Below are 18589 nucleotides of genomic sequence, written 5' to 3'. Positions count from 1 at the left end.
TTTTCATTAAGCTTTACCACATGGATTTATCAACTTCCCTTCCGAGGATCTGGCGTGACGCCGGATAAGATATGTTAAACAGTATTTTCATTATTCTTTGCCTGATCGCTGTAAGTGCGTTCTTCTCGATATCCGAGATCTCGCTTGCCGCCTCACGTAAAATTAAGCTCAAACTGCTGGCCGATGAAGGCAATCTCAATGCGCAACGCGTGTTGAAAATGCAGGAAAACCCAGGGATGTTCTTCACAGTGGTGCAAATCGGTCTGAACGCGGTCGCTATTCTTGGTGGTATCGTGGGTGACGCCGCATTTTCCCCCGCCTTCAACTCGTTGTTCTCTCGCTACATGTCGCCGGAACTCTCTGAGCAGTTGAGTTTTATTCTCTCTTTCTCGCTGGTCACCGGTATGTTTATCCTCTTCGCGGACTTAACCCCGAAACGCATCGGTATGATTGCGCCAGAAGCTGTGGCTTTGCGTATCATCAACCCGATGCGCTTCTGTCTGTTTGTTTTCACGCCGCTGGTGTGGTTCTTTAACGGGTTAGCGAACGTGATCTTCCGCATCTTCAAATTGCCGATGGTGCGCAAAGATGACATCACATCCGATGATATTTATGCCGTGGTGGAAGCGGGTGCGCTCGCGGGCGTACTGCGTAAACAGGAACATGAGCTGATTGAAAACGTGTTCGAGCTGGAATCACGTACCGTGCCGTCATCCATGACGCCGCGTGAAAGCGTGATCTGGTTCGATCTGCATGAAGACGAGCAGAGCCTGAAAAACAAAGTGGCGGAACATCCGCACTCCAAATTCCTTGTCTGTAACGAAGATATTGACCACATCATTGGTTACGTTGACTCGAAAGATTTACTGAATCGCGTCCTCGCCAATCAGAGTATGGCGCTGAACAGTGGCGTACAGATTCGTAACACCCTGATTGTTCCCGATACGCTGACCCTTTCTGAAGCGCTGGAAAGTTTCAAAACCGCCGGTGAAGACTTCGCGGTGATCATGAACGAATACGCGCTGGTCGTGGGGATCATCACCCTGAATGACGTCATGACCACGCTGATGGGCGATCTGGTCGGCCAGGGTCTGGAAGAGCAGATTGTCGCCCGCGACGAGAACTCCTGGCTGATTGACGGCGGTACGCCGATCGATGACGTGATGCGCGTGCTGGATATCGATGAGTTCCCGCAGTCGGGTAACTACGAGACGATCGGCGGCTTTATGATGTTCATGCTGCGTAAAATCCCGAAACGTACCGATTCCGTGAAGTTCTCAGGTTACAAATTCGAAGTGGTGGATATCGATAACTACCGTATCGATCAGCTGCTGGTGACCCGTCTGGACAGCAAGCCCAGCGTGCTGGTGCCGAAGCTGCCGGATGCGAAAGAAGAGTCAAAAGCGTCCTGACCCTACAAACATCAACGGCTCCCAGTGGGAGCCGTTTTTTAAACTACTGCATAGCACTTTGGTTAAGCCATCTCAGTTTGCAGACGCAGAACCTGACGGTTAACTTCGGACATCACAGACAGATGCTGTTTATCCTTCACTTTTGGGATAAGAATCTTACCCTTATCAAACTCAAAAGCGCCAACGTCCTTGATATATAACCGTCCACGGAACAGGATCTTCACGTACTTCGCCACTTGCAGTGGGTTGTACCGTTGGAAAATTTTCATTGTTATCTCCTGCTTAAGTCACGCCCTTGTGGTACCACAATCGGTCCAACCGTTCTAAGGCGCAAAATTTAATGCCATTTGACTATAGACTATCTGTACGATGTTTCCAGCGCGTATAAGTTTATTTACCTTTTCATTACAGTTAATCAGAATCATCTCTGAATCCAGGTGCGGTCCTCAGTATAAGTCTTCGTTTTTCGCAGGATTTGTGCGCCCGTCCGCAAACTGGCATCCCTCTTGCGGGAAAAAGCATCATTCGCACATATGATTAAAAATCAGGCCCAAGTGGTCGGATCACCTGCAAACAATAAGAAGGAAACACCATGACCTTACGTAAGATTCTGGCGCTGGCGTGCCTGTTGGCACCGATGATGGCCTCCGCGCATCGCTTCGAAACGGGCCAGCGCGTCCCGCCGGTCGGGATCGCCGATCGCGGCGAATTGATTCTTGAAAATGATAAGTTCAGCTATAAAAGCTGGAACAGTGCGCAGTTGCCCGGGAAAGTGCGGATCCTGCAGCACATCGCCGGACGCACCTCTGCCAAAGAAAAAAATGCGACGCTGATTGAAGCGATCAAAGCGGCAAAACTGCCTCATGACGTTTACCAGACCACGACGATCGTCAACACTGACGACGCGATTCCTGGCTCCGGTATGTTTGTACGCAGTAGCCTTGAGAGCAATAAGAAGCTCTACCCATGGTCGCAGTTTATTGTCGACAGTAACGGCGTGGCCCGTAAAGCCTGGCAACTGGATGAAGAGAGCTCTGCTATCGCAGTGCTTGATAAAGAGGGTCGCGTGCAGTGGGCGAAAGACGGGGCGCTAACCCAGGAAGAGGTGCAGCAGGTGATCGCCCTGCTGCATCAGTTGCTCAATAAATAGAGACCCTGAAGCCGGGGTTGAGGAACGATTCACGCGGAGTGTAATCCAGTGGTTTACCCTGCCAGTCGTGAACGTGCGCCCCGGCCGCTGCCGCGACAGCATGACCCGCAGCGGTGTCCCAGACGTTGGTTGGCCCAAAGCGTGGATACAGTTGCGCCTGCCCCTCCGCGACCAGACAGAACTTCAGCGACGAACCAATCGATGTCGTCTGGTGCTCGCCCAGTTGCTGTAAATATTCTTTCAGTTCGTTGTCTGCGTGGGAGCGACTAATCACCACCAGCGGCGGACGCGCGTCGCGTACCTGAATTTGCTTGCGCACGTTGCACTCTTCTTTCCAGGCTTTGCCGTCCGCTGCGCTGTACATCACTTTCATCACCGGCGCGTACACCACGCCCAATACGGGTTTGCCCTTCTCGATAAGCGCAATGTTCACGGTGAACTCACCGTTGCGTTTGATGAATTCTTTGGTGCCATCCAGTGGGTCAACTAACCAGTAGCGCTGCCAGTGCTGGCGCACGTCCCAGGCTGGCGGGTCCTCTTCGGAGAGCACTGGAATGTCCGGCGTCAATTGCGTCAACCCTTCAAGGATCACCGCGTGCGCCGCAATATCGGCCGCTGTCACCGGGGAGTCGTCCTGCTTGCTGGCAATCTCCATCGGTTTGACTCCATCATAAACCTGCATAATGGCATCGCCCGCGTTCCGTGCAAGCTGGCATACGTGTTCTAACATTCTCCACCTCGTTTATGGCAGTGGTGTTAACTCATTGTTTTACTTATACCCGATCAGAGGCGAATCCGCCAACTGTGATAGCGTCTGCGGTTTTGCTTGCTAAACTGATGCAAGATTCACAGTTCTGTAAGCAAGAAGATTTATATACATTTTCTTTTGTGGCTTAGATCTTAAAAGGATGCCCTCTGATGATTAAGTTTAGTGCAACGCTCCTGGCCACGCTGATAGCGGCCAGCGTGAATGCCGCGACCGTCGATCTGCGGATAATGGAAACCACTGATTTGCATAGCAACATGATGGATTTCGATTATTACAAAGATACCGCAACCGAAAAATTCGGACTGGTACGCACCGCAAGCCTGATTAACGCGGCGCGCGATGAAGCCAAAAACAGCGTGCTGGTCGACAATGGCGATCTGATTCAGGGCAGTCCGCTGGGCGACTATATGGCGGCCAAAGGGCTGAAAGAGGGGGATATCCATCCGGTTTACAAGGCGTTAAATACGCTGGATTACGCGGTTGGTAACCTCGGTAACCATGAGTTCAACTACGGGCTGGAGTATCTGCAAAAAGCCCTGGCAGGCGCGAAATTCCCGTATGTTAACGCCAATATCATCGACGTTAAGACGCAGAAACCGCTGTTTACCCCTTATCTTATTAAAGAGACGAATGTCGTCGATCAGGAAGGACATAAGCAGACGCTGAAAATTGGCTATATCGGGTTTGTTCCGCCGCAGATCATGACCTGGGATAAAGCGAACCTGAGCGGCAAAGTAACAGTTAACGATATCACCGAAACGGCGCGTCAATACGTCCCGGAAATGCGCCAGAAAGGGGCGGATGTCGTGGTCGTCATTGCCCACTCAGGGCTTTCCGCTGACCCGTACCAGAGCATGGCGGAAAACTCCGTTTACTACCTCAGCGAAGTTCCCGGCGTGGACGCAATTATGTTTGGCCATGCCCATGCGGTCTTCCCCGGTAAAGATTTTGCCAGCATCAAAGGCGCAGATATCGCAAAAGGGACGCTGAACGGCGTGCCGGCGGTGATGCCGGGCATGTGGGGCGATCATCTGGGCGTCGTGGATCTGGTGCTCAATAACGACAGCGGCAAATGGCAGGTGACGCAGGCCAAAGCCGAAGCGCGCCCCATTTACGACGCCGCCGCGAAGAAATCGCTCGCTGCCGAAGACCGCAAACTGGTGGATATACTGAAAGCCGACCACGACGCGACGCGCGAATTCGTCAGCAAACCCATCGGTAAATCCGCCGATAACATGTACAGCTATCTGGCGCTGGTGCAGGACGATCCGACCGTTCAGGTGGTCAACAACGCGCAAAAAGCCTATGTCGAACACTTTATTCAGGGGGATCCGGACCTGGCGAAACTGCCAGTGCTTTCCGCTGCCGCCCCGTTTAAAGTTGGCGGACGCAAGAACGATCCGGCCAGTTTTGTCGAAGTCGAAAAAGGCCAGTTGACCTTCCGCAATGCCGCCGATCTCTATCTGTACCCGAATACTCTGGTGGTCGTTAAAGCCAGCGGTAAAGAGGTGAAAGAGTGGCTGGAATGCGCCGCTGGACAGTTTAATCAGATTGATGTCAACAGCAGCAAGCCGCAGTCGCTGATCAACTGGGACGGATTCCGCACCTATAACTTCGATGTCATTGACGGCGTGGAATACCAGATTGATGTCTCACAGCCCGCACGCTATGACGGCGAATGCCAGACGGTAAACCCGTCCGCAGAAAGGATTAAACATCTTACCTTCAACGGCAAGCCGATTGACCCGAGTGCCACTTTCCTGGTCGCCACCAATAACTATCGCGCCTATGGCGGTAAGTTTGCCGGAACCGGCGATAGCCATATTGCCTTTGCGTCTCCGGATGAGAACCGTTCGGTGCTGGCGGCATGGATTGGTGCGGAATCTAAACGCGCCGGGGAAATCCATCCAGCGGCCGATAACAACTGGCGTCTGGCGCCGATTCACAGTAAGAAAAAACTGGATATCCGCTTCGAAACCTCGCCAGGTGATAAAGCCACCGCGTTTATCAAAGAGAAAGGCCAGTATCCCATGCAACACGTCGCCACCGATGACATCGGTTTCGCGATTTATCAGATAGATTTAAGCAAGTAACGTGAATGCCGGATGACGGTGTGTCATCCGGCAACGTTTTACGCCGCCCGTTCTTCCCGTTGTGCTAACACCTGCGGCAAATTCAGTTCAATCCAGTCCGCCAGCGCGGCGACTTTGTCACTGACCTGTTCGCCCAGCGGAGTCAAACTGTATTCCACGTGCGGCGGCACGACCGGATAAGAAACCCGGTTGATAAACCCATCCAGCTCCAGCGCCTGCAACGACTGCGCCAGCATCTTCTCGCTCACGCCGCCCATTTTACGGCGCAGATCGCTGAAACGATGGGTACCGTCACGCAGCGCCACCAGAATCAATACGCCCCAGCGACTGGTCACATGCTTTAACACCTCACGCGACGGACACTGCTCGGCAAACAAATTGCCGTCACGCAGTTGTTGAGAAAGGGTCGATGCACTCATCTTCATACTTACCTTTTTGTGCGTACTTACTAAAAGTAAGTTTAAGTGCTAGCGTTATAAAACACAAGCGACACATTAAGGAGTCACCTCATGATTGCAATTACCGGCGCGACGGGCCAACTGGGCCAACTCGTCATTGAAAACCTGCTGAAAACCGTTCCTGCCAGCCAGATTGTGGCGATCGTTCGCAACCCGGCGAAAGCCACCGCATTAAGCCAACAGGGAATCACCGTCCGTCAGGCGGATTACCGTGACGAAGCGGCATTCACCCAGGCGTTGCAGGAAGTGGATAAGCTGCTACTGATTTCCTCCAGCGAAGTCGGCCAGCGTGCCGTTCAGCACCGTAACGTCATTAATGCGGCAAAGGCGGCAAAAGTGAAATTTATTGCCTACACCAGCCTGTTACATGCCGACCGCTCTCCCCTCGCATTGCACGTTGAACACGTCGACACCGAGAAGATGCTGGCAGACTCCGGTATTGCCCATGCGCTGCTACGTAACGGCTGGTATACCGAAAACTATCTCGCCAGCGCCCCTGCTGCACTGGAGCATGGCGTGTTCATCGGCGCGGCAGGCGAGGGCAGAATTGCCTCTGCGACGCGCGCAGATTACGCCGCAGCCGCCGCGCAGATCATCAGCACCGAAGGCCATGCCGGGAAGGTGTATGAACTGGCAGGTGATAATTCCTGGACGCTGAGCCAGCTGGCCGCAGAACTGAGTAAACAGAGCGGCAAACCTGTCGTCTATCAGAACCTGAGCGAAGCCGATTTCGCCGCCGCGCTGAAAGAGGTCGGTTTGCCAGCGGGCCTCGCGGATATGCTGGCCGATTCAGACATCGGGGCATCCAAAGGTGGTCTGTTCGATGACAGCCGCACGCTGAGCAAGCTGATCGGTCGCCCGACCACTTCGCTGGCCGAAAGCGTCAACGGTATCCTGTAAATGTTAAAAACCGGTTAATTATGGTGGCATCCCCGCGCTTCCTCTCTGATAATGACAGAATGATGCGTGGGGAGAGACAACGTGCAAGGTGTACCTGAGCAGTTTAGCGATGAAAAAGACAGCGCCCGCTTTCGCCATCTGGCGCAGGTGCCGGGCGTTGAGCTGTATCATGCGCATATCTCACGCTACGCCTTTGAGCCGCACACCCACGAAGCGTTCGGCATTGGTGCAATAGAAGCCGGTGCTGAGCGCTTTCGCTATCGCGGCACGCAATACGTTGCCCCTGCCCACTCGGTCGTGACGATGAATCCGGATGAGTTGCATACCGGTGAGGCCGAAACTGCCGACGGCTGGCGCTATCGGATGATCTATCTGGAGCCCGAGCTGCTGGAAGAGGTGACCGGCGTCCGTCACTGGTGGTTTCACGACGTTGCGCGTCACGATCCGCGCCGCTCGCGTCAGATCTGTTCACTGATCCACGGCCTGTGGCACACCGACGATCCTTTGGCGCAAAAAGGATTGCTGCTGGATCTGATCGACACTTTCCAGCCGCTGGCGCGCCACGCTCCGGTACCACAGGAAGGCGCACACCGCTTTGAGCGCGTGCGCGACTATTTGCATGATAACTACATGCGCCCGGTCACCCTCGATGAACTGGCACGCGTTGCTGCGCTGAGCCCCTGGCATTTCCAGCGTCAGTTCAAAGCTCATTTCCACGTGACGCCGCACCAGATGCTAATGGCGATCCGTCTGTGGCGGGCAAAAGGTTTTCTGACGCTCGGTATGCCTGCTGCGGACGTTGCCGCTGCGACCGGCCTGACCGATCAGTCGCATCTCACCCGCGCTTTTACCCATCGCTACGGCATTACCCCCGTGCGCTATCAAAAGCAGGTTTATTCACGCTAATGCGCAATCTCATACAATACGCGCCTCCGTTCCCTGCCTACACTTTTCGTCATGTTTAACGATGTGGATGTAAAGCATGATTAGCGGTGTATTGTACGCCCTGCTGGCAGGGTTGATGTGGGGACTAATTTTTGTCGGACCGTTGATTGTGCCGGAATATCCGGCGGTGCTGCAGTCGATGGGGCGTTATCTGGCATTAGGCCTGATAGCCCTGCCGCTGGCATGGCTCGGACGCGTGCGCCTGCGGCAGCTTTTGCCGAAAGACTGGCTGACCGCGCTGGCGCTGACCCTGATGGGCAACCTGATTTATTACGTCTGCCTTGCCAGCGCCATTCAGCGCACCGGCGCGCCAGTGTCAACGATGATCATCGGCACGCTGCCGGTTGTCATTCCGGTATTTGCCAACCTGCTGTACAGCCATCGCGACGGCAGGCTCTCCTGGCGACGACTTGCGCCAGCGCTGGCGCTGATAGGCATCGGGTTGCTGTGCGTGAACATTGCGGAACTCAACCAGGGCTTACCTGATTTTAGCGGCTGGCGCTACGGCTCCGGCATCGCGCTGGCACTGGTGTCGGTGGTGTGCTGGGCCTGGTATGCGCTGCGAAATGCTCGCTGGCTGCGGGAGAACCCGGATAAACACCCGATGATGTGGGCGACGGCGCAGGCGCTGGTAACCCTGCCCGTGTCTCTGCTGGGCTACCTCGTCGCCTGCTTCTGGCTGCATGGGCAAACACCCGACTTCTCGCTGCCGTTCGGCCCGCGCCCGGCGGTGTTTGTAGGCCTGATGGTGGCGATTGCTGTGCTGTGCTCTTGGGTCGGCGCGCTGTGCTGGAACATCGCCAGCCAGCGATTACCGACGGTGATCCTCGGCCCATTGATCGTGTTCGAAACGCTGGCGGGTTTGCTGTACACCTTCATCTTGCGCCAGACCCTTCCCCCTGTTATGACGCTCAGCGGTATCGCCTTGCTGGTTATCGGCGTAGTGGTGGCAGTCAGAGCAAAACCGGAAAAACCGCGCGTCATTCCGCTTTCAGAGCCTGGCCGTTAATCCCCCCCCCGAAAGGGTTATAGCGCTCGGTTAAAGGTGCATTTAAAATGCATCTTATATCATTGAGAATGAGGTAACGGCTATGGCTTATCGCGATCAACCTTTAGGTGAACTGGCGCTCTCTATCCCTCGCGCTTCGGCCCTGTTTCGTAAGTACGATATGGATTACTGCTGCGGCGGTAAGCAGACGCTGGCACGTGCTGCCGCCCGTAAAGAGCTGGATGTTGATGCTATTGAAGCGCAACTGGCACAACTGGCTGAACAGCCGATCGATAAAGACTGGCGTACCGCGCCGCTGGCCGACATTATCGACCACATCATCGTGCGCTATCACGACAGACACCGTGAACAACTGCCGGAACTGATCCTGCAGGCTACCAAAGTTGAACGCGTTCATGCCGATAAGCCCAACGTACCGAAAGGTCTGGCGAAGTATCTGACCATGCTGCATCAGGAGCTTTCAAGCCACATGATGAAAGAGGAGCAGATCCTGTTCCCGATGATCAAACAGGGTATGGGCAGTCAGGCGATGGGGCCGATCAGCGTCATGGAAAGTGAGCATGATGAAGCGGGGGAGCTGCTGGAAGTGATTAAACACACGACCCAGAACGTAACAATCCCGCCAGAAGCGTGCACCACCTGGAAAGCGATGTACAACGGCATCAATGAGATGATCGATGACCTGATGGAACACATTAGTCTGGAAAACAATGTACTGTTTCCTCGGGCGTTAGCCGGGGAGTAAATAAAATGCCCGGTAGCGCTAGCGCTAACCGGGCCTACAGGAACTCACCGTATAGTCGTTTTGTTGGCCGGATCGGCGCAGCGCCATCCGGCAATCGAATTAACGAACGCCAGCCATCCGCTTCTTACCAATCAACCACCAGCCCAGGCCCAGCGCAATGAACCACAGCGGCGTGACGATCAGCGCCTGACGGGTATCATCTTCAAGCGTCAGCAGCACCAGCACGAAGACGAAAAACGCCATACATACCCAGCACATCACTTTGCCGAGCGGCATTTTATAGATCGACTTCTCATGCAGATGCGGACGCTGTTTGCGGTACACCAGGTATGAACACAGGATGATGGTCCAGACGAACATAAACAGGATCGCCGACACCGTCGTGATCATGGTGAACGCGCCAATCACGCTCGGATTGACATACAGCATTACTACGCCGCCCAACAGGCAGATACAGGAGAAGGTCAGCCCTTTCGCCGGAACCGCACGTTTAGACAGCTTAGCGAACGCTTTCGGCGCCACGCCTTCCTGCGCCAGACCAAACAGCATACGGCTGGTGGAGAACACGCCACTGTTTGCTGAGGAAGCGGCGGACGTCAGGACCACAAAGTTAATCACGCTCGCCGCGGCAGGCAGACCCACCAGCACGAACAGCTCAACAAACGGGCTCTTATCCGGCACCACCGAACTCCACGGCGTTACGGACATGATGACGATCAGCGCAAAGACGTAGAACATGATGATACGAATCGGAATTGAGTTGATGGCGCGCGGCAGGGATTTCTCCGGATCTTTTGTTTCCGCCGCCGTCGTCCCAACCAGTTCTATCCCGACAAAGGCGAACACGGCAATCTGGAAACCGGCAAAGAAACCGCTAATGCCTTTCGGGAACCAGCCGCCGTCATTCCAAAGGTGAGCAAACGACGCTTCCACACCGGTTGGCGACTGGAAGTGCATGGCAATCATCACCAGACCGACAATAATCAGCGACACGATGGCGACGATTTTGATCATCGCGAACCAGAACTCCATCTCACCGAACATTTTCACGGTGGCAAGGTTAAGGCTCAGCAGCAGGATCACCACCGCCAGCGAGGCGACCCAGTCGGAAAGACCGGGGAACCAGAACTGCGCGTAGGCGGTAATAGCAACGACATCCGCCATCCCGGTCACCACCCAACAGAACCAGTAGGTCCAGCCGGTGAAATAACCCGCCCACGGCCCCAACAGGTCCGAAGCAAAGTCGCTAAAAGATTTGTATTCCAGATTCGAGAGCAGCAATTCTCCCATTGCACGCATTACGAAAAAGAGCATAAAGCCGATGATCATATAAACAAAAATGATCGACGGACCGGCCAGACTGATGGTTTTACCCGAGCCCATAAACAGACCCGTACCAATGGCGCCACCGATGGCGATAAGCTGAATATGTCGGTTTGTAAGATTGCGCCGTAGCGACTGTTCAGTCGGCGCCTGTTCGTCGGCGGCGACTTTTACCTGATCTACCATGTTTTATTCTTCCTGTACCTGTCTGTGTTGTGCGGGCTCTGCGGCCTTTAGTGCGTCTGTTGAGTATCTATGATACGACGATCCTGTTTTCAGGACTTATCGATATTAGGTAAGAATCGGCGGGATGAATACTAAGATTTAGATATTATGTTAATTATATGTTTAAAGTGAGTGTCATATCACTCTGGTAACGCGAATTAGCTCACAAAAATACACGCAACGGAGACATTTGCAAGATAAAATGCCGACATTAAGCGGAGATGTGGTTTTATTGCGTATATTCTGTTCCCCTCCAGGGCGAAGGGGAACAGACGTCACTACTTACAGGATTTCCAGCAGCTCAACGTCAAACACCAGCGTGCTGAACGGCGGGATCGCTGCACCAGCGCCACGTTCGCCGTAAGCCAGTTCCTGAGGAATCGTCAGTTCCCATTTAGAGCCAACCGGCATCAGGGTCAGCGCTTCAATCCAGCCAGGAATCACGCCGTTTACCGGGAATTCAGCCGGTTCGCCACGTGCAACTGAGCTGTCAAAGACGGTACCATCGATCAGTTTACCGGTGTAGTGCACGCGAACGCGGTCAGTACGTGCCGGGATAGCACCTTCACCCTGGGTCAGGACCCGGAATTGCAGACCAGATTCGGTGCTGTTCACACCGTCTTTTTCGCGGTTTTGCTCCAGATACTTCACGCCATCTGCGGCCATCGCCTGGAAGCGCTCGCGACGTACAGCATCCGCACGTTCATGAATTTCACGCAGGGCGCGATGTACCACATCAACCGGTACGGCTGGCTGCTTGCCTTCCAGCGCGTCAGCAATACCCGCAACCAGCGCTTCAGGCAACAGCCCTTCCAGTCCGGATTCGCTCAGTTGCTGTCCTACCTGCAAACCAATGCCGTAGCTTGCTTGCGCTTCGATAGTGTCAAAAGTCGGGGTTGCCATCGTATTTCCTTTCATCGGATATAAAAAAGTAGCGGGCAGCATAACAGCCAGGCCTCTCCCGGTAAAATGTTGTCTCGGGGAGGATGACAAATCACGACGAAAAAGAAACAATAGGGATATCCCCCTGTCTATGTGCCAAAAACGGGGAATATCACGAACATCATAGCGTTAGCTGTCTATACTCTATGATTGAGGAACGAGACGCGGAGCAGGAGGAAAGCCATGCCCGGGCGCTTTGAATTAAAACCAACCCTGGCGAAAATCTGGCATGCACCGGACAATTTTCGCATTATGGATCCGCTTCCATCGATGCATCGCCGCGGCATTATCATTGCGGCGCTTGTGCTGATCGTCGGCTTCCTGCTTCCCTCAAGCGACACAAACGATACGCCGGTGGTCACCCGTGACGCACCGCTGGATCTCCAGTCGCAGTCTCAACCACCGACCGAAGCACAACTTCAGGCTCAACTTGTCGCCCCGCAAAACGATCCAGGACAAGTCGCGCCCGTCGCACCAGAACCGGTTCAGGAAGGACAACCGGAAGAGCAACCTCAGGCACAGCCCCAAACCCAGCCTTTCCAGCATGACAGCGGTATTGATCAGCAGTGGCGCTCTTATCGGGTTGAGTCCGGTAAAACGATGGCACAACTGTTCCGTGACCACGGACTGCCGCCAACGGACGTGTACGCGATGGCACAGGTTGAAGGTGCGGGCAAGCCGCTCAGCACTCTACAAAATGGGCAGATGGTGCAGATTCGCCAGAATGCAAACGGCGTGGTGACCGGGCTGACCATTGATACCGGAAACAATCAACAGGTACTGTTTACCCGTCAGCCTGACGGCAGTTTTATCCGCGTACGTTGAAGCATATTGCCAGTCTTGTAGGCCTGATAGGCGCAGCGCCATCAGGCACATCAGCGCAGCGCCGGATGGCGGTTTTGCCTTATCCGGCCGACAACTGTTGATGTCGTTACCGCTTCACTTTATTGACCCACCATATCCCTGAACAGACAAGCAGCAGTGCTATCGCGTATTTCCACTCCAGGATATTCTCGCCGAGGAAAATGGCTGACAGTACCGCGCCAGAGACCGGGATCAGGAAGTTAAATGGCGCAATCATCCCCACACGGTTGTACTTGAGCAAAATACTCCACAGCGCAAACGCCACCGAAGAAAGCAACGTCAGGTAACCGAGAATCGCCACCGACGCGAGACCGTGGACCGCCAGTGTGCCGCCAAAGACATAACCGCCAATGACCAACACCAGACCGCCAATCCCTAGCTGGTAGCCCGTCATCACCGTCGGATCGACTGTCTGAGAGATGCGCTTACCATAAAGCGTCGCGGCGGAGAGAATAAATGCCGCCAGCACAATCGAACCATCACCTGCCAGAGTAAAACTAAAATCCAGCAGCCCGCTGTTGAAGTTCACCACCATCACGCCTGCAAAACCGAGAATACAACCCAGCGTTTTGTTGTAACTCAGCTTATCGTTCTGGTAGATGAAGTGTGCCAGCAGCACGCTGAAGAAGGTGCCTGTGGCGTTCATGATCGACCCTTTCACGCCGGTAGTGAACGCCAGGCCGATGTAAAAGAAAATGTATTGCAGCGAAGTCTGCGTCACCCCCAACAGCGTCAGTTGCCCAAACTGCCGGGAACTCAGGCGACCAATCGGTTTACGCTGCGCCATCGCCAGAAAGAGTAACAGCAGGCCTGCGAACAGGAAGCGGTAACCGGCGAAAACAATTTTAGACGGGATATCGTCAGCGGCGATCTGGAAGATCTCATAACCGCTCTTTATGGCAGGATAGGCGCTGCCCCAGAGCAGGCAACAAAACGCTGCGCTCAGCCAGACGACATTTTTACGCGCAAACAGAGGTTGCGGGTGCGGAGTATCCATTCATCACCATATTGAAATTATGTTTTATTTTTAGTGATTATCCCGAAAAGGATAAAGAATAGCCAGAGCGAAAAATGAAGGAAGCAGAAAAGCAAAACGCCGACACTAGGTCGGCGTTTCTTACGAAGTTATCAGAATAAAAACTTATTCTGCAACAACGTTAATGGTCAGCTTAGCGAATACTTCGCTGTGAACCTGGAAGTCCACTTCGTGCTCACCAGTGGTACGCAGAACACCGTTCGGCAGACGAACTTCGCTCTTAGCCACTTCAACGCCAGCTGCAGTCACTGCATCAGCGATGTCGCGGGTACCGATGGAACCGAACAGTTTACCTTCGTCGCCTGCTTTAGACGTGATGGTAACGGTTTCCAGTGCGTTGATTTTCTCTGCGCGCGCATTTGCAGCAGCCAGAACGTCAGCCAGTTTAGCTTCCAGTTCAGCGCGACGTGCTTCGAAGTATTCAACGTTTTTCTTGGTAGCAGGAACAGCTTTACCCTGTGGTACCAGGAAGTTACGAGCATAGCCCGCTTTAACGTTAACCTGATCACCCAGGCTACCCAGGTTTGCTACTTTATCAAGCAGAATAACTTGCATTACCTTATCCTCTCAAAGTCGTATTAATGGACCGTGACCGATTACTGATGACGATCAGTGTACGGCAGCAGAGACAGGTAGCGAGCGCGTTTGATAGCGCGAGCCAGCTGACGCTGGTATTTTGCACGGGTACCGGTGATACGGCTTGGGACAATCTTACCGCTTTCGGTGATGTAGTTTTTCAGCGTAGCGATATCTTTATAGTCGATCTCTTGAACGCCTTCCGCGGTGAAACGGCAGAACTTGCGACGACGGAAATAACGTGCCATATGGCTAGTCTCCAGAATCTATCAATTCAATCTGCTCGGCATGCAGAACCATTTTGCTCAGGCCGTTCTTTGCCTTATGGCAAGAGATGAACCCCTGAACGGTCACTGCGCTGCCGACCGTTATACTGTGAGTAATGGCCTGGTTTTCGTGTCCGCTAACAATAACGGGCATTTGGCACCACGCCTGCCGGTGAAATCCGGCTTCCTCCTGCACAGAACGATGCTCAAGCACGAACTGGCAGTGCGGAATTCCTGATGGACTGACCTTTCGAAGGAGGGTCCTGCACACGGTGCCGGACAACACCAGACGGTTGGTCATCAGAAATTACTCTTCAGAATCCCCAGCTTCAGCATCATCTGCGGTTTCGTTTGCGAAATCATCGCGACGCTCACGGCGCTCGTCTTTCGCTTTAACCATCGGAGATGCTTCGGTAACAGCGTGCTTAGTACGCATTACCATGCTGCGGATAACGGCGTCGTTGAAGCGGAAAGTTGTTTCCAGCTCATCGATCACTTCCTGCGGCGCTTCAACGTTCATCAGAACGTAGTGTGCTTTGTGCAGTTTGTTGATCGGGTAAGCCAGCTGACGGCGGCCCCAGTCTTCCAGACGGTGGATCTTGCCTTCTGCACCAGTGATGGCAGCAGAGTAACGCTCGATCATACCCGGAACCTGTTCGCTCTGGTCAGGATGGACCATAAAAACGATTTCGTAATGACGCATCGAATTGCTCCTTACGGATTATTCAGCCTCCTGTCTGGGTCAGCCGCGGCCCATGGAGGCAAGGAACGTGTTAAAGGTCGGCTGAAAAATTGACGCGTCATAATACTGGTGTCAGGCCGCAAACTCAAGGTGATTCCAGGAATATTTGTCAGGACGCCCTTAATACATATCCAACAGCATTTTGCCGCTGATGCAGATAGAGACAATCACGATCATCGGCCTGATCACTTTCTTGCCGCGCGTGAGTACCACCGTCGCCCCCAGGCGGGCACCCAGCGCCTGCCCGGCGAACATCACCAGTCCCAGCGACCAGATCATCTTTCCCCCGAAAATGAAAAACAGAATAGAGGCGATGTTGGACGCAAGGTTGATGAAATTAGAGTGAATTTGCGCTTTATCGATGCTGTACCCCCACAGAAGGATGTAGCACAAGGTATAAAAGGAGCCGGCCCCCGCACCGAGGAATCCATCATAGAAACCGACGCACCCTCCCCCTATCAGGGAAAAGAGAAACAGTGATACCTGCTGTTTTTTTTTCGGCTCGGTGAGATTGGGGGCAAAAATAAAATAAAGCGCGACCGCGATGATGAGTACCGGTAACAGTTTTTTCAGCAGTTCTGGTTCAATAAACTGGATAAGCGTCGTCCCCAGCGCCGAACCCACAAACGCGGCTAAAAACACATACTTATGCTGCTGGATGTTGATGTGTCCCCGACGCAGAAAGTAGATCCCCGAGGTCAATGAACTGCCCAGAGCCTGAATCTTATTGGTCGCCAGCGCATTGGCTGGCGGCAATCCTGAGAGCAATAGCGCCCCAATCGATAAAAAACCGCCGCCGCCTGAAACCACATTAATAAAACCCGCTATCAGCGCCACCATAAACATAATGGCGTAGTAGCTGAAATCCATGAATGAAGTATCCATCTCTTTTTGCCTTATTATCATAAAGTTAACTTTATGTTTCACCTCACTATAAGCGGCGATGAACGGCAGCGATATTGATGATTCGGTAAGTGTTCTTGCCAGAAAAACAGGTATTTTTAGCCACAACGAAACGGGCTAGCCGTTTGTTTACGCTCAGAAAGAACGGATCGCGGTAATTTTTTGAACAACTGCATCAGAAATGGTCGCCATCGACCGACAAAGTAGCGGTTAAAATTAAATCAGACGTTATCGACTAACAGGAGAAATCGCTAACCAGAGTCAGCTGTCGAGGAGGTAGGTATGCGAATCCGTTTTATCACCTTTCTGGCGGCACTGTTGCTCAGTGCAAATACACTCGCCGCCATTGAAATAGACCACCAGCAAGCCCGAAACATGGATGATGTGCAGAGCTTAGGCGTAATTTACATCAATCATAACTTCGCCACTGAAAGTGAAGCGGATCAGGCCCTGAATGAAGAGACCGATGCGCAAGGCGCAACGTACTACCACGTGATCCTGATGCGGGAACCTGGTAGCAACGGCAACATCCACGCCAGCGCGGATATTTATCGCTAGCACCAGGAAAGTCCAACGAAAAGAAAGCCATAGTTCGACTTGCCCCCTGAACAGGGGGCTTTTTTATGTAAAAACGCCCTGAAGCCAGATCGCTAACATCCCTGGATAATTTGGCGCCAGGACTTAGTCTTTACTTCTGTCCGTAATAGGCGTTTGGGCCGTGCTTACGCGTAAAGTGCTTATTCATTAGATAACTGTCGATAGGGCTGAGAGCTGGATTAATGCCACGTGCGATCCATGCCATTTTTGCCACCTCTTCCATCACCACGGCGTTATGTACCGCATCGTGAGCATCTTTGCCCCAGGCAAATGGTCCATGCTGGTACACCACGACGCCAGGCGTATATAAGGGTTCCACCTCCCCTAGCGTTTCAACAATCACCCTGCCGGTATTCCGCTCATACTCATCCTGAACTTCAGCTTCAGTTAACGCCCGGGTACAGGGAATATCGCCAAAGAAGTAATCCGCATGCGTCGTGCCAAGCGCAGGAATTGCCAGACCCGCCTGCGCCCATGCCGTCGCGTGGGTTGAGTGGGTGTGCACCACGCCGCCGAGAGATGAATAGCGGCGATACAGCGCCAGATGGGTGGCGGTATCGGAAGAAGGACGATAGCGTCCTTCCACCACGGTGCCGTGCAGATCCACAACCACCATGTCGTCCACTGTCATCGTTTGGTAGTCGACGCCGCTGGGCTTAATCACCACCAGTCCGCGTTGACGGTCGATGGCGCTGACGTTACCCCAGGTAAACGTCACCAGCCCGTGGCGCGGTAGATCCATGTTGGCCTCAAAAACCTGCTGTTTAAGTTTTTGCATTACACCACCTCCACCAGACCCGCGTTGGTCATACGCGCTTTCACCCAGTCGCGCGCCTTCGCCACTTCATGTACCGGGTCGTCCGACGTTTCACTCCACATCTCAATCAGGTATGGTCCGCAATACCCGCTCTGTTTGAGCGTCGCAAAACAACGTTCGAAATCAACAACCCCTTCACCAAACGGCACATTTTTAAATACGCCAGGTTTGGTATCCTTCACGTGTACGGCAACGATATGACCTATCCCCGCCTGCAGCTCCATCTGTACGTCGTTATCCCACGCCGACAAATTGCCGATATCGGGATACAGCTGGAACCACGGATTATTGAGATAGTGGGCATACCCCAGCGCCTTGCTGATCGAGTTCATCAGTGGATAATCCATGATTTCCATCGCCAGCGTCACCTGCGCACGGCTCGCCATCTCCACGCTCTCTTTCAGCCCATCGCGAAACCGACGACGCGTTTCGTTATTGGCCTGCTGGTAATAGACGTCGTACCCCGCCAGTTGAATAACGCGAATGCCAATATCCTGCGCAAACTGAATAGCTTTACGCATGATCTCCAGCCCCTGTTCGCGCACCGCATCATCTTCACTGCCAAGCGGGAAACGACGATGAGCACTCAGACACATGGACGGTACTCGTATCCCTGTATCGGCGATAGCAGCCACCAGCGCCAGTCGCTGCTCGCGGTTCCAGTCAAGACGCGCCAGGCGAGCGTCGGTTTCATCAACTGACATTTCGACAAAATCAAAGCCCAGTTCCTTCGCCAACTGCAGGCGTTCCAGCCAGTACTCCCCGCCGGGGAGCGCTTTTTCATAAATACCGAGCGGGACCGGTTTCGACAACATAA

22 protein-coding genes are annotated in these 18589 nt (G+C 53.5%); 9 read left to right on the top strand and 13 right to left on the bottom strand.

Annotation, left to right across the window (positions count from 1 at the left end; all coding sequences use genetic code 11):
- The first annotated feature begins 71 nt into the window (after positions 1 to 71).
- Positions 72 to 1412 carry a hemolysin family protein gene (locus tag KE671_RS01365; protein ID WP_206161398.1) on the top strand — a complete coding sequence of 447 codons (1341 nt, stop codon included), beginning with the start codon at positions 72 to 74 and terminating at the stop codon, positions 1410 to 1412.
- A 62-nt stretch (positions 1413 to 1474) separates the two neighbouring features.
- Here KE671_RS01365 and KE671_RS01360 read toward each other — a convergent pair whose 3' ends face one another.
- Complete coding sequence (locus KE671_RS01360) at positions 1475 to 1681, bottom strand: DUF1107 domain-containing protein (protein WP_004857160.1); 207 nt, start codon at positions 1679 to 1681, stop codon at positions 1475 to 1477.
- Positions 1682 to 2004: 323 nt separating this feature from the next.
- Here KE671_RS01360 and KE671_RS01355 point away from each other — a divergent pair, with 323 nt between their 5' ends.
- Entirely contained in the window at positions 2005 to 2562 is a 558-nt protein-coding gene (locus KE671_RS01355) for a YtfJ family protein (RefSeq protein ID WP_206161397.1), read from the top strand.
- Here KE671_RS01355 and cysQ read toward each other — a convergent pair.
- Positions 2552 to 3292: a 3'(2'),5'-bisphosphate nucleotidase CysQ gene (cysQ, locus tag KE671_RS01350; protein ID WP_206161396.1), complete on the bottom strand. Its 741-nt coding sequence runs from the start codon at positions 3290 to 3292 to the stop codon at positions 2552 to 2554. The genes KE671_RS01355 and cysQ overlap by 11 nt on opposite strands.
- A 188-nt stretch (positions 3293 to 3480) precedes the next feature.
- On the opposite strand from cysQ, the gene KE671_RS01345 reads away from it, so the two are divergent.
- Complete coding sequence (locus KE671_RS01345) at positions 3481 to 5424, top strand: bifunctional 2',3'-cyclic-nucleotide 2'-phosphodiesterase/3'-nucleotidase (protein WP_206161395.1); 1944 nt, start codon at positions 3481 to 3483, stop codon at positions 5422 to 5424.
- A gap of 38 nt (positions 5425 to 5462) precedes the next feature.
- Here KE671_RS01345 and KE671_RS01340 read toward each other — a convergent pair whose 3' ends face one another.
- Complete coding sequence (locus tag KE671_RS01340) at positions 5463 to 5843, bottom strand: winged helix-turn-helix transcriptional regulator (RefSeq protein ID WP_090048239.1); 381 nt, start codon at positions 5841 to 5843, stop codon at positions 5463 to 5465.
- A gap of 90 nt (positions 5844 to 5933) precedes the next feature.
- Between KE671_RS01340 and KE671_RS01335 the strand changes: the two genes are divergently transcribed.
- The 4 genes from KE671_RS01335 (at position 5934) to ytfE (ending at position 9481) form a co-directional block, all read left to right on the top strand.
- On the top strand, positions 5934 to 6782 hold the full coding sequence (locus tag KE671_RS01335) for an SDR family oxidoreductase (protein ID WP_206161394.1): 849 nt from the start codon (positions 5934 to 5936) through the stop codon (positions 6780 to 6782).
- A gap of 81 nt (positions 6783 to 6863) precedes the next feature.
- Positions 6864 to 7688, top strand: coding sequence for an AraC family transcriptional regulator (locus KE671_RS01330; protein ID WP_206161393.1), 825 nt, complete (start codon positions 6864 to 6866; stop codon positions 7686 to 7688).
- A 76-nt stretch (positions 7689 to 7764) separates the two neighbouring features.
- Positions 7765 to 8736: a DMT family transporter gene (locus KE671_RS01325; RefSeq protein ID WP_206161392.1), complete on the top strand. Its 972-nt coding sequence runs from the start codon at positions 7765 to 7767 to the stop codon at positions 8734 to 8736.
- Positions 8737 to 8818: 82 nt separating this feature from the next.
- Positions 8819 to 9481 (top strand): iron-sulfur cluster repair protein YtfE, encoded by a 663-nt coding sequence (gene ytfE / locus KE671_RS01320; protein WP_195296383.1) that lies wholly within the window; start codon positions 8819 to 8821, stop codon positions 9479 to 9481.
- A gap of 99 nt (positions 9482 to 9580) precedes the next feature.
- Here the strand turns inward: ytfE and cycA are convergent, their stop codons facing one another.
- Positions 9581 to 10990: a D-serine/D-alanine/glycine transporter gene (gene cycA, locus KE671_RS01315; protein ID WP_061075437.1), complete on the bottom strand. Its 1410-nt coding sequence runs from the start codon at positions 10988 to 10990 to the stop codon at positions 9581 to 9583.
- Positions 10991 to 11311: 321 nt separating this feature from the next.
- Positions 11312 to 11932, bottom strand: coding sequence for a peptidylprolyl isomerase (fklB, locus tag KE671_RS01310; RefSeq protein WP_206161391.1), 621 nt, complete (start codon positions 11930 to 11932; stop codon positions 11312 to 11314).
- 222 nt (positions 11933 to 12154) lie between these two features.
- On the opposite strand from fklB, the gene KE671_RS01305 reads away from it, so the two are divergent.
- Entirely contained in the window at positions 12155 to 12796 is a 642-nt protein-coding gene (locus tag KE671_RS01305; RefSeq protein WP_206161390.1) for an OapA family protein, read from the top strand.
- 106 nt (positions 12797 to 12902) lie between these two features.
- Here the strand turns inward: KE671_RS01305 and KE671_RS01300 are convergent, their stop codons facing one another.
- From KE671_RS01300 to KE671_RS01275, 6 genes are all read right to left on the bottom strand, one after another.
- Entirely contained in the window at positions 12903 to 13832 is a 930-nt protein-coding gene (locus tag KE671_RS01300) for a DMT family transporter (protein ID WP_206161389.1), read from the bottom strand.
- Between the two features lie 144 nt (positions 13833 to 13976).
- Positions 13977 to 14426, bottom strand: a complete 450-nt coding sequence (rplI, locus tag KE671_RS01295; protein ID WP_042999192.1) for a 50S ribosomal protein L9 — start codon at positions 14424 to 14426, stop codon at positions 13977 to 13979.
- A gap of 41 nt (positions 14427 to 14467) precedes the next feature.
- Complete coding sequence (rpsR, locus tag KE671_RS01290) at positions 14468 to 14695, bottom strand: 30S ribosomal protein S18 (RefSeq protein ID WP_000135199.1); 228 nt, start codon at positions 14693 to 14695, stop codon at positions 14468 to 14470.
- A 4-nt stretch (positions 14696 to 14699) separates the two neighbouring features.
- The gene (gene priB / locus KE671_RS01285) at positions 14700 to 15014 is read right to left on the bottom strand and encodes a primosomal replication protein N (RefSeq protein WP_206161388.1); all 315 of its coding nucleotides are present in this window, start codon (positions 15012 to 15014) and stop codon (positions 14700 to 14702) included.
- 6 nt (positions 15015 to 15020) lie between these two features.
- On the bottom strand, positions 15021 to 15416 hold the full coding sequence (gene rpsF / locus KE671_RS01280; RefSeq protein ID WP_001216673.1) for a 30S ribosomal protein S6: 396 nt from the start codon (positions 15414 to 15416) through the stop codon (positions 15021 to 15023).
- Between the two features lie 159 nt (positions 15417 to 15575).
- Positions 15576 to 16340, bottom strand: a complete 765-nt coding sequence (locus KE671_RS01275) for a TSUP family transporter (RefSeq protein ID WP_206161387.1) — start codon at positions 16338 to 16340, stop codon at positions 15576 to 15578.
- A 300-nt stretch (positions 16341 to 16640) separates the two neighbouring features.
- Between KE671_RS01275 and yjfY the strand changes: the two genes are divergently transcribed.
- The gene (gene yjfY / locus KE671_RS01270) at positions 16641 to 16916 is read left to right on the top strand and encodes a DUF1471 family protein YjfY (protein WP_206161386.1); all 276 of its coding nucleotides are present in this window, start codon (positions 16641 to 16643) and stop codon (positions 16914 to 16916) included.
- Between the two features lie 130 nt (positions 16917 to 17046).
- Here yjfY and KE671_RS01265 read toward each other — a convergent pair whose 3' ends face one another.
- Both KE671_RS01265 and KE671_RS01260 read right to left on the bottom strand, forming a co-directional pair.
- On the bottom strand, positions 17047 to 17733 hold the full coding sequence (locus KE671_RS01265; RefSeq protein WP_206161385.1) for an L-ribulose-5-phosphate 4-epimerase: 687 nt from the start codon (positions 17731 to 17733) through the stop codon (positions 17047 to 17049).
- A complete protein-coding gene (locus tag KE671_RS01260; RefSeq protein WP_206161384.1) occupies positions 17733 to 18587 on the bottom strand; it encodes an L-ribulose-5-phosphate 3-epimerase in 855 nt (284 codons plus the stop codon). Before KE671_RS01260 ends, KE671_RS01265 begins: the two co-directional genes overlap by 1 nt.
- Positions 18588 to 18589: the final 2 nt, after the last annotated feature.

Origin of the sequence: Citrobacter amalonaticus (genome assembly GCF_018252635.1) — a bacterium.
GTDB classification, from domain to species: Bacteria; Pseudomonadota; Gammaproteobacteria; order Enterobacterales; family Enterobacteriaceae; genus Citrobacter_A; species Citrobacter_A amalonaticus_E.
The sequence above is the reverse complement of the archived record's forward strand: the minus strand, read 5'-3'. Positions and strand labels throughout refer to the sequence as shown.

Excerpts from the sequence above, each read along its gene's own strand:
- KE671_RS01365 (WP_206161398.1), top strand. The coding sequence starts at position 72 with ATGTTAAACAGTATTTTCATTATTCTTTGCCTGATCGCTGTAAGTGCG.
- KE671_RS01360 (WP_004857160.1), bottom strand. The coding sequence starts at position 1,681 with ATGAAAATTTTCCAACGGTACAACCCACTGCAAGTGGCGAAGTACGTG.
- KE671_RS01355 (WP_206161397.1), top strand. The coding sequence starts at position 2,005 with ATGACCTTACGTAAGATTCTGGCGCTGGCGTGCCTGTTGGCACCGATG.
- cysQ (WP_206161396.1), bottom strand. The coding sequence starts at position 3,292 with ATGTTAGAACACGTATGCCAGCTTGCACGGAACGCGGGCGATGCCATT.
- KE671_RS01345 (WP_206161395.1), top strand. The coding sequence starts at position 3,481 with ATGATTAAGTTTAGTGCAACGCTCCTGGCCACGCTGATAGCGGCCAGC.
- KE671_RS01340 (WP_090048239.1), bottom strand. The coding sequence starts at position 5,843 with ATGAGTGCATCGACCCTTTCTCAACAACTGCGTGACGGCAATTTGTTT.
- KE671_RS01335 (WP_206161394.1), top strand. The coding sequence starts at position 5,934 with ATGATTGCAATTACCGGCGCGACGGGCCAACTGGGCCAACTCGTCATT.
- KE671_RS01325 (WP_206161392.1), top strand. The coding sequence starts at position 7,765 with ATGATTAGCGGTGTATTGTACGCCCTGCTGGCAGGGTTGATGTGGGGA.
- ytfE (WP_195296383.1), top strand. The coding sequence starts at position 8,819 with ATGGCTTATCGCGATCAACCTTTAGGTGAACTGGCGCTCTCTATCCCT.
- cycA (WP_061075437.1), bottom strand. The coding sequence starts at position 10,990 with ATGGTAGATCAGGTAAAAGTCGCCGCCGACGAACAGGCGCCGACTGAA.
- fklB (WP_206161391.1), bottom strand. The coding sequence starts at position 11,932 with ATGGCAACCCCGACTTTTGACACTATCGAAGCGCAAGCAAGCTACGGC.
- KE671_RS01305 (WP_206161390.1), top strand. The coding sequence starts at position 12,155 with ATGCCCGGGCGCTTTGAATTAAAACCAACCCTGGCGAAAATCTGGCAT.
- KE671_RS01300 (WP_206161389.1), bottom strand. The coding sequence starts at position 13,832 with ATGGATACTCCGCACCCGCAACCTCTGTTTGCGCGTAAAAATGTCGTC.
- rplI (WP_042999192.1), bottom strand. The coding sequence starts at position 14,426 with ATGCAAGTTATTCTGCTTGATAAAGTAGCAAACCTGGGTAGCCTGGGT.
- rpsR (WP_000135199.1), bottom strand. The coding sequence starts at position 14,695 with ATGGCACGTTATTTCCGTCGTCGCAAGTTCTGCCGTTTCACCGCGGAA.
- priB (WP_206161388.1), bottom strand. The coding sequence starts at position 15,014 with ATGACCAACCGTCTGGTGTTGTCCGGCACCGTGTGCAGGACCCTCCTT.
- rpsF (WP_001216673.1), bottom strand. The coding sequence starts at position 15,416 with ATGCGTCATTACGAAATCGTTTTTATGGTCCATCCTGACCAGAGCGAA.
- KE671_RS01275 (WP_206161387.1), bottom strand. The coding sequence starts at position 16,340 with ATGGATACTTCATTCATGGATTTCAGCTACTACGCCATTATGTTTATG.
- yjfY (WP_206161386.1), top strand. The coding sequence starts at position 16,641 with ATGCGAATCCGTTTTATCACCTTTCTGGCGGCACTGTTGCTCAGTGCA.
- KE671_RS01265 (WP_206161385.1), bottom strand. The coding sequence starts at position 17,733 with ATGCAAAAACTTAAACAGCAGGTTTTTGAGGCCAACATGGATCTACCG.
- KE671_RS01260 (WP_206161384.1), bottom strand. The coding sequence starts at position 18,587 with ATGTTGTCGAAACCGGTCCCGCTCGGTATTTATGAAAAAGCGCTCCCC.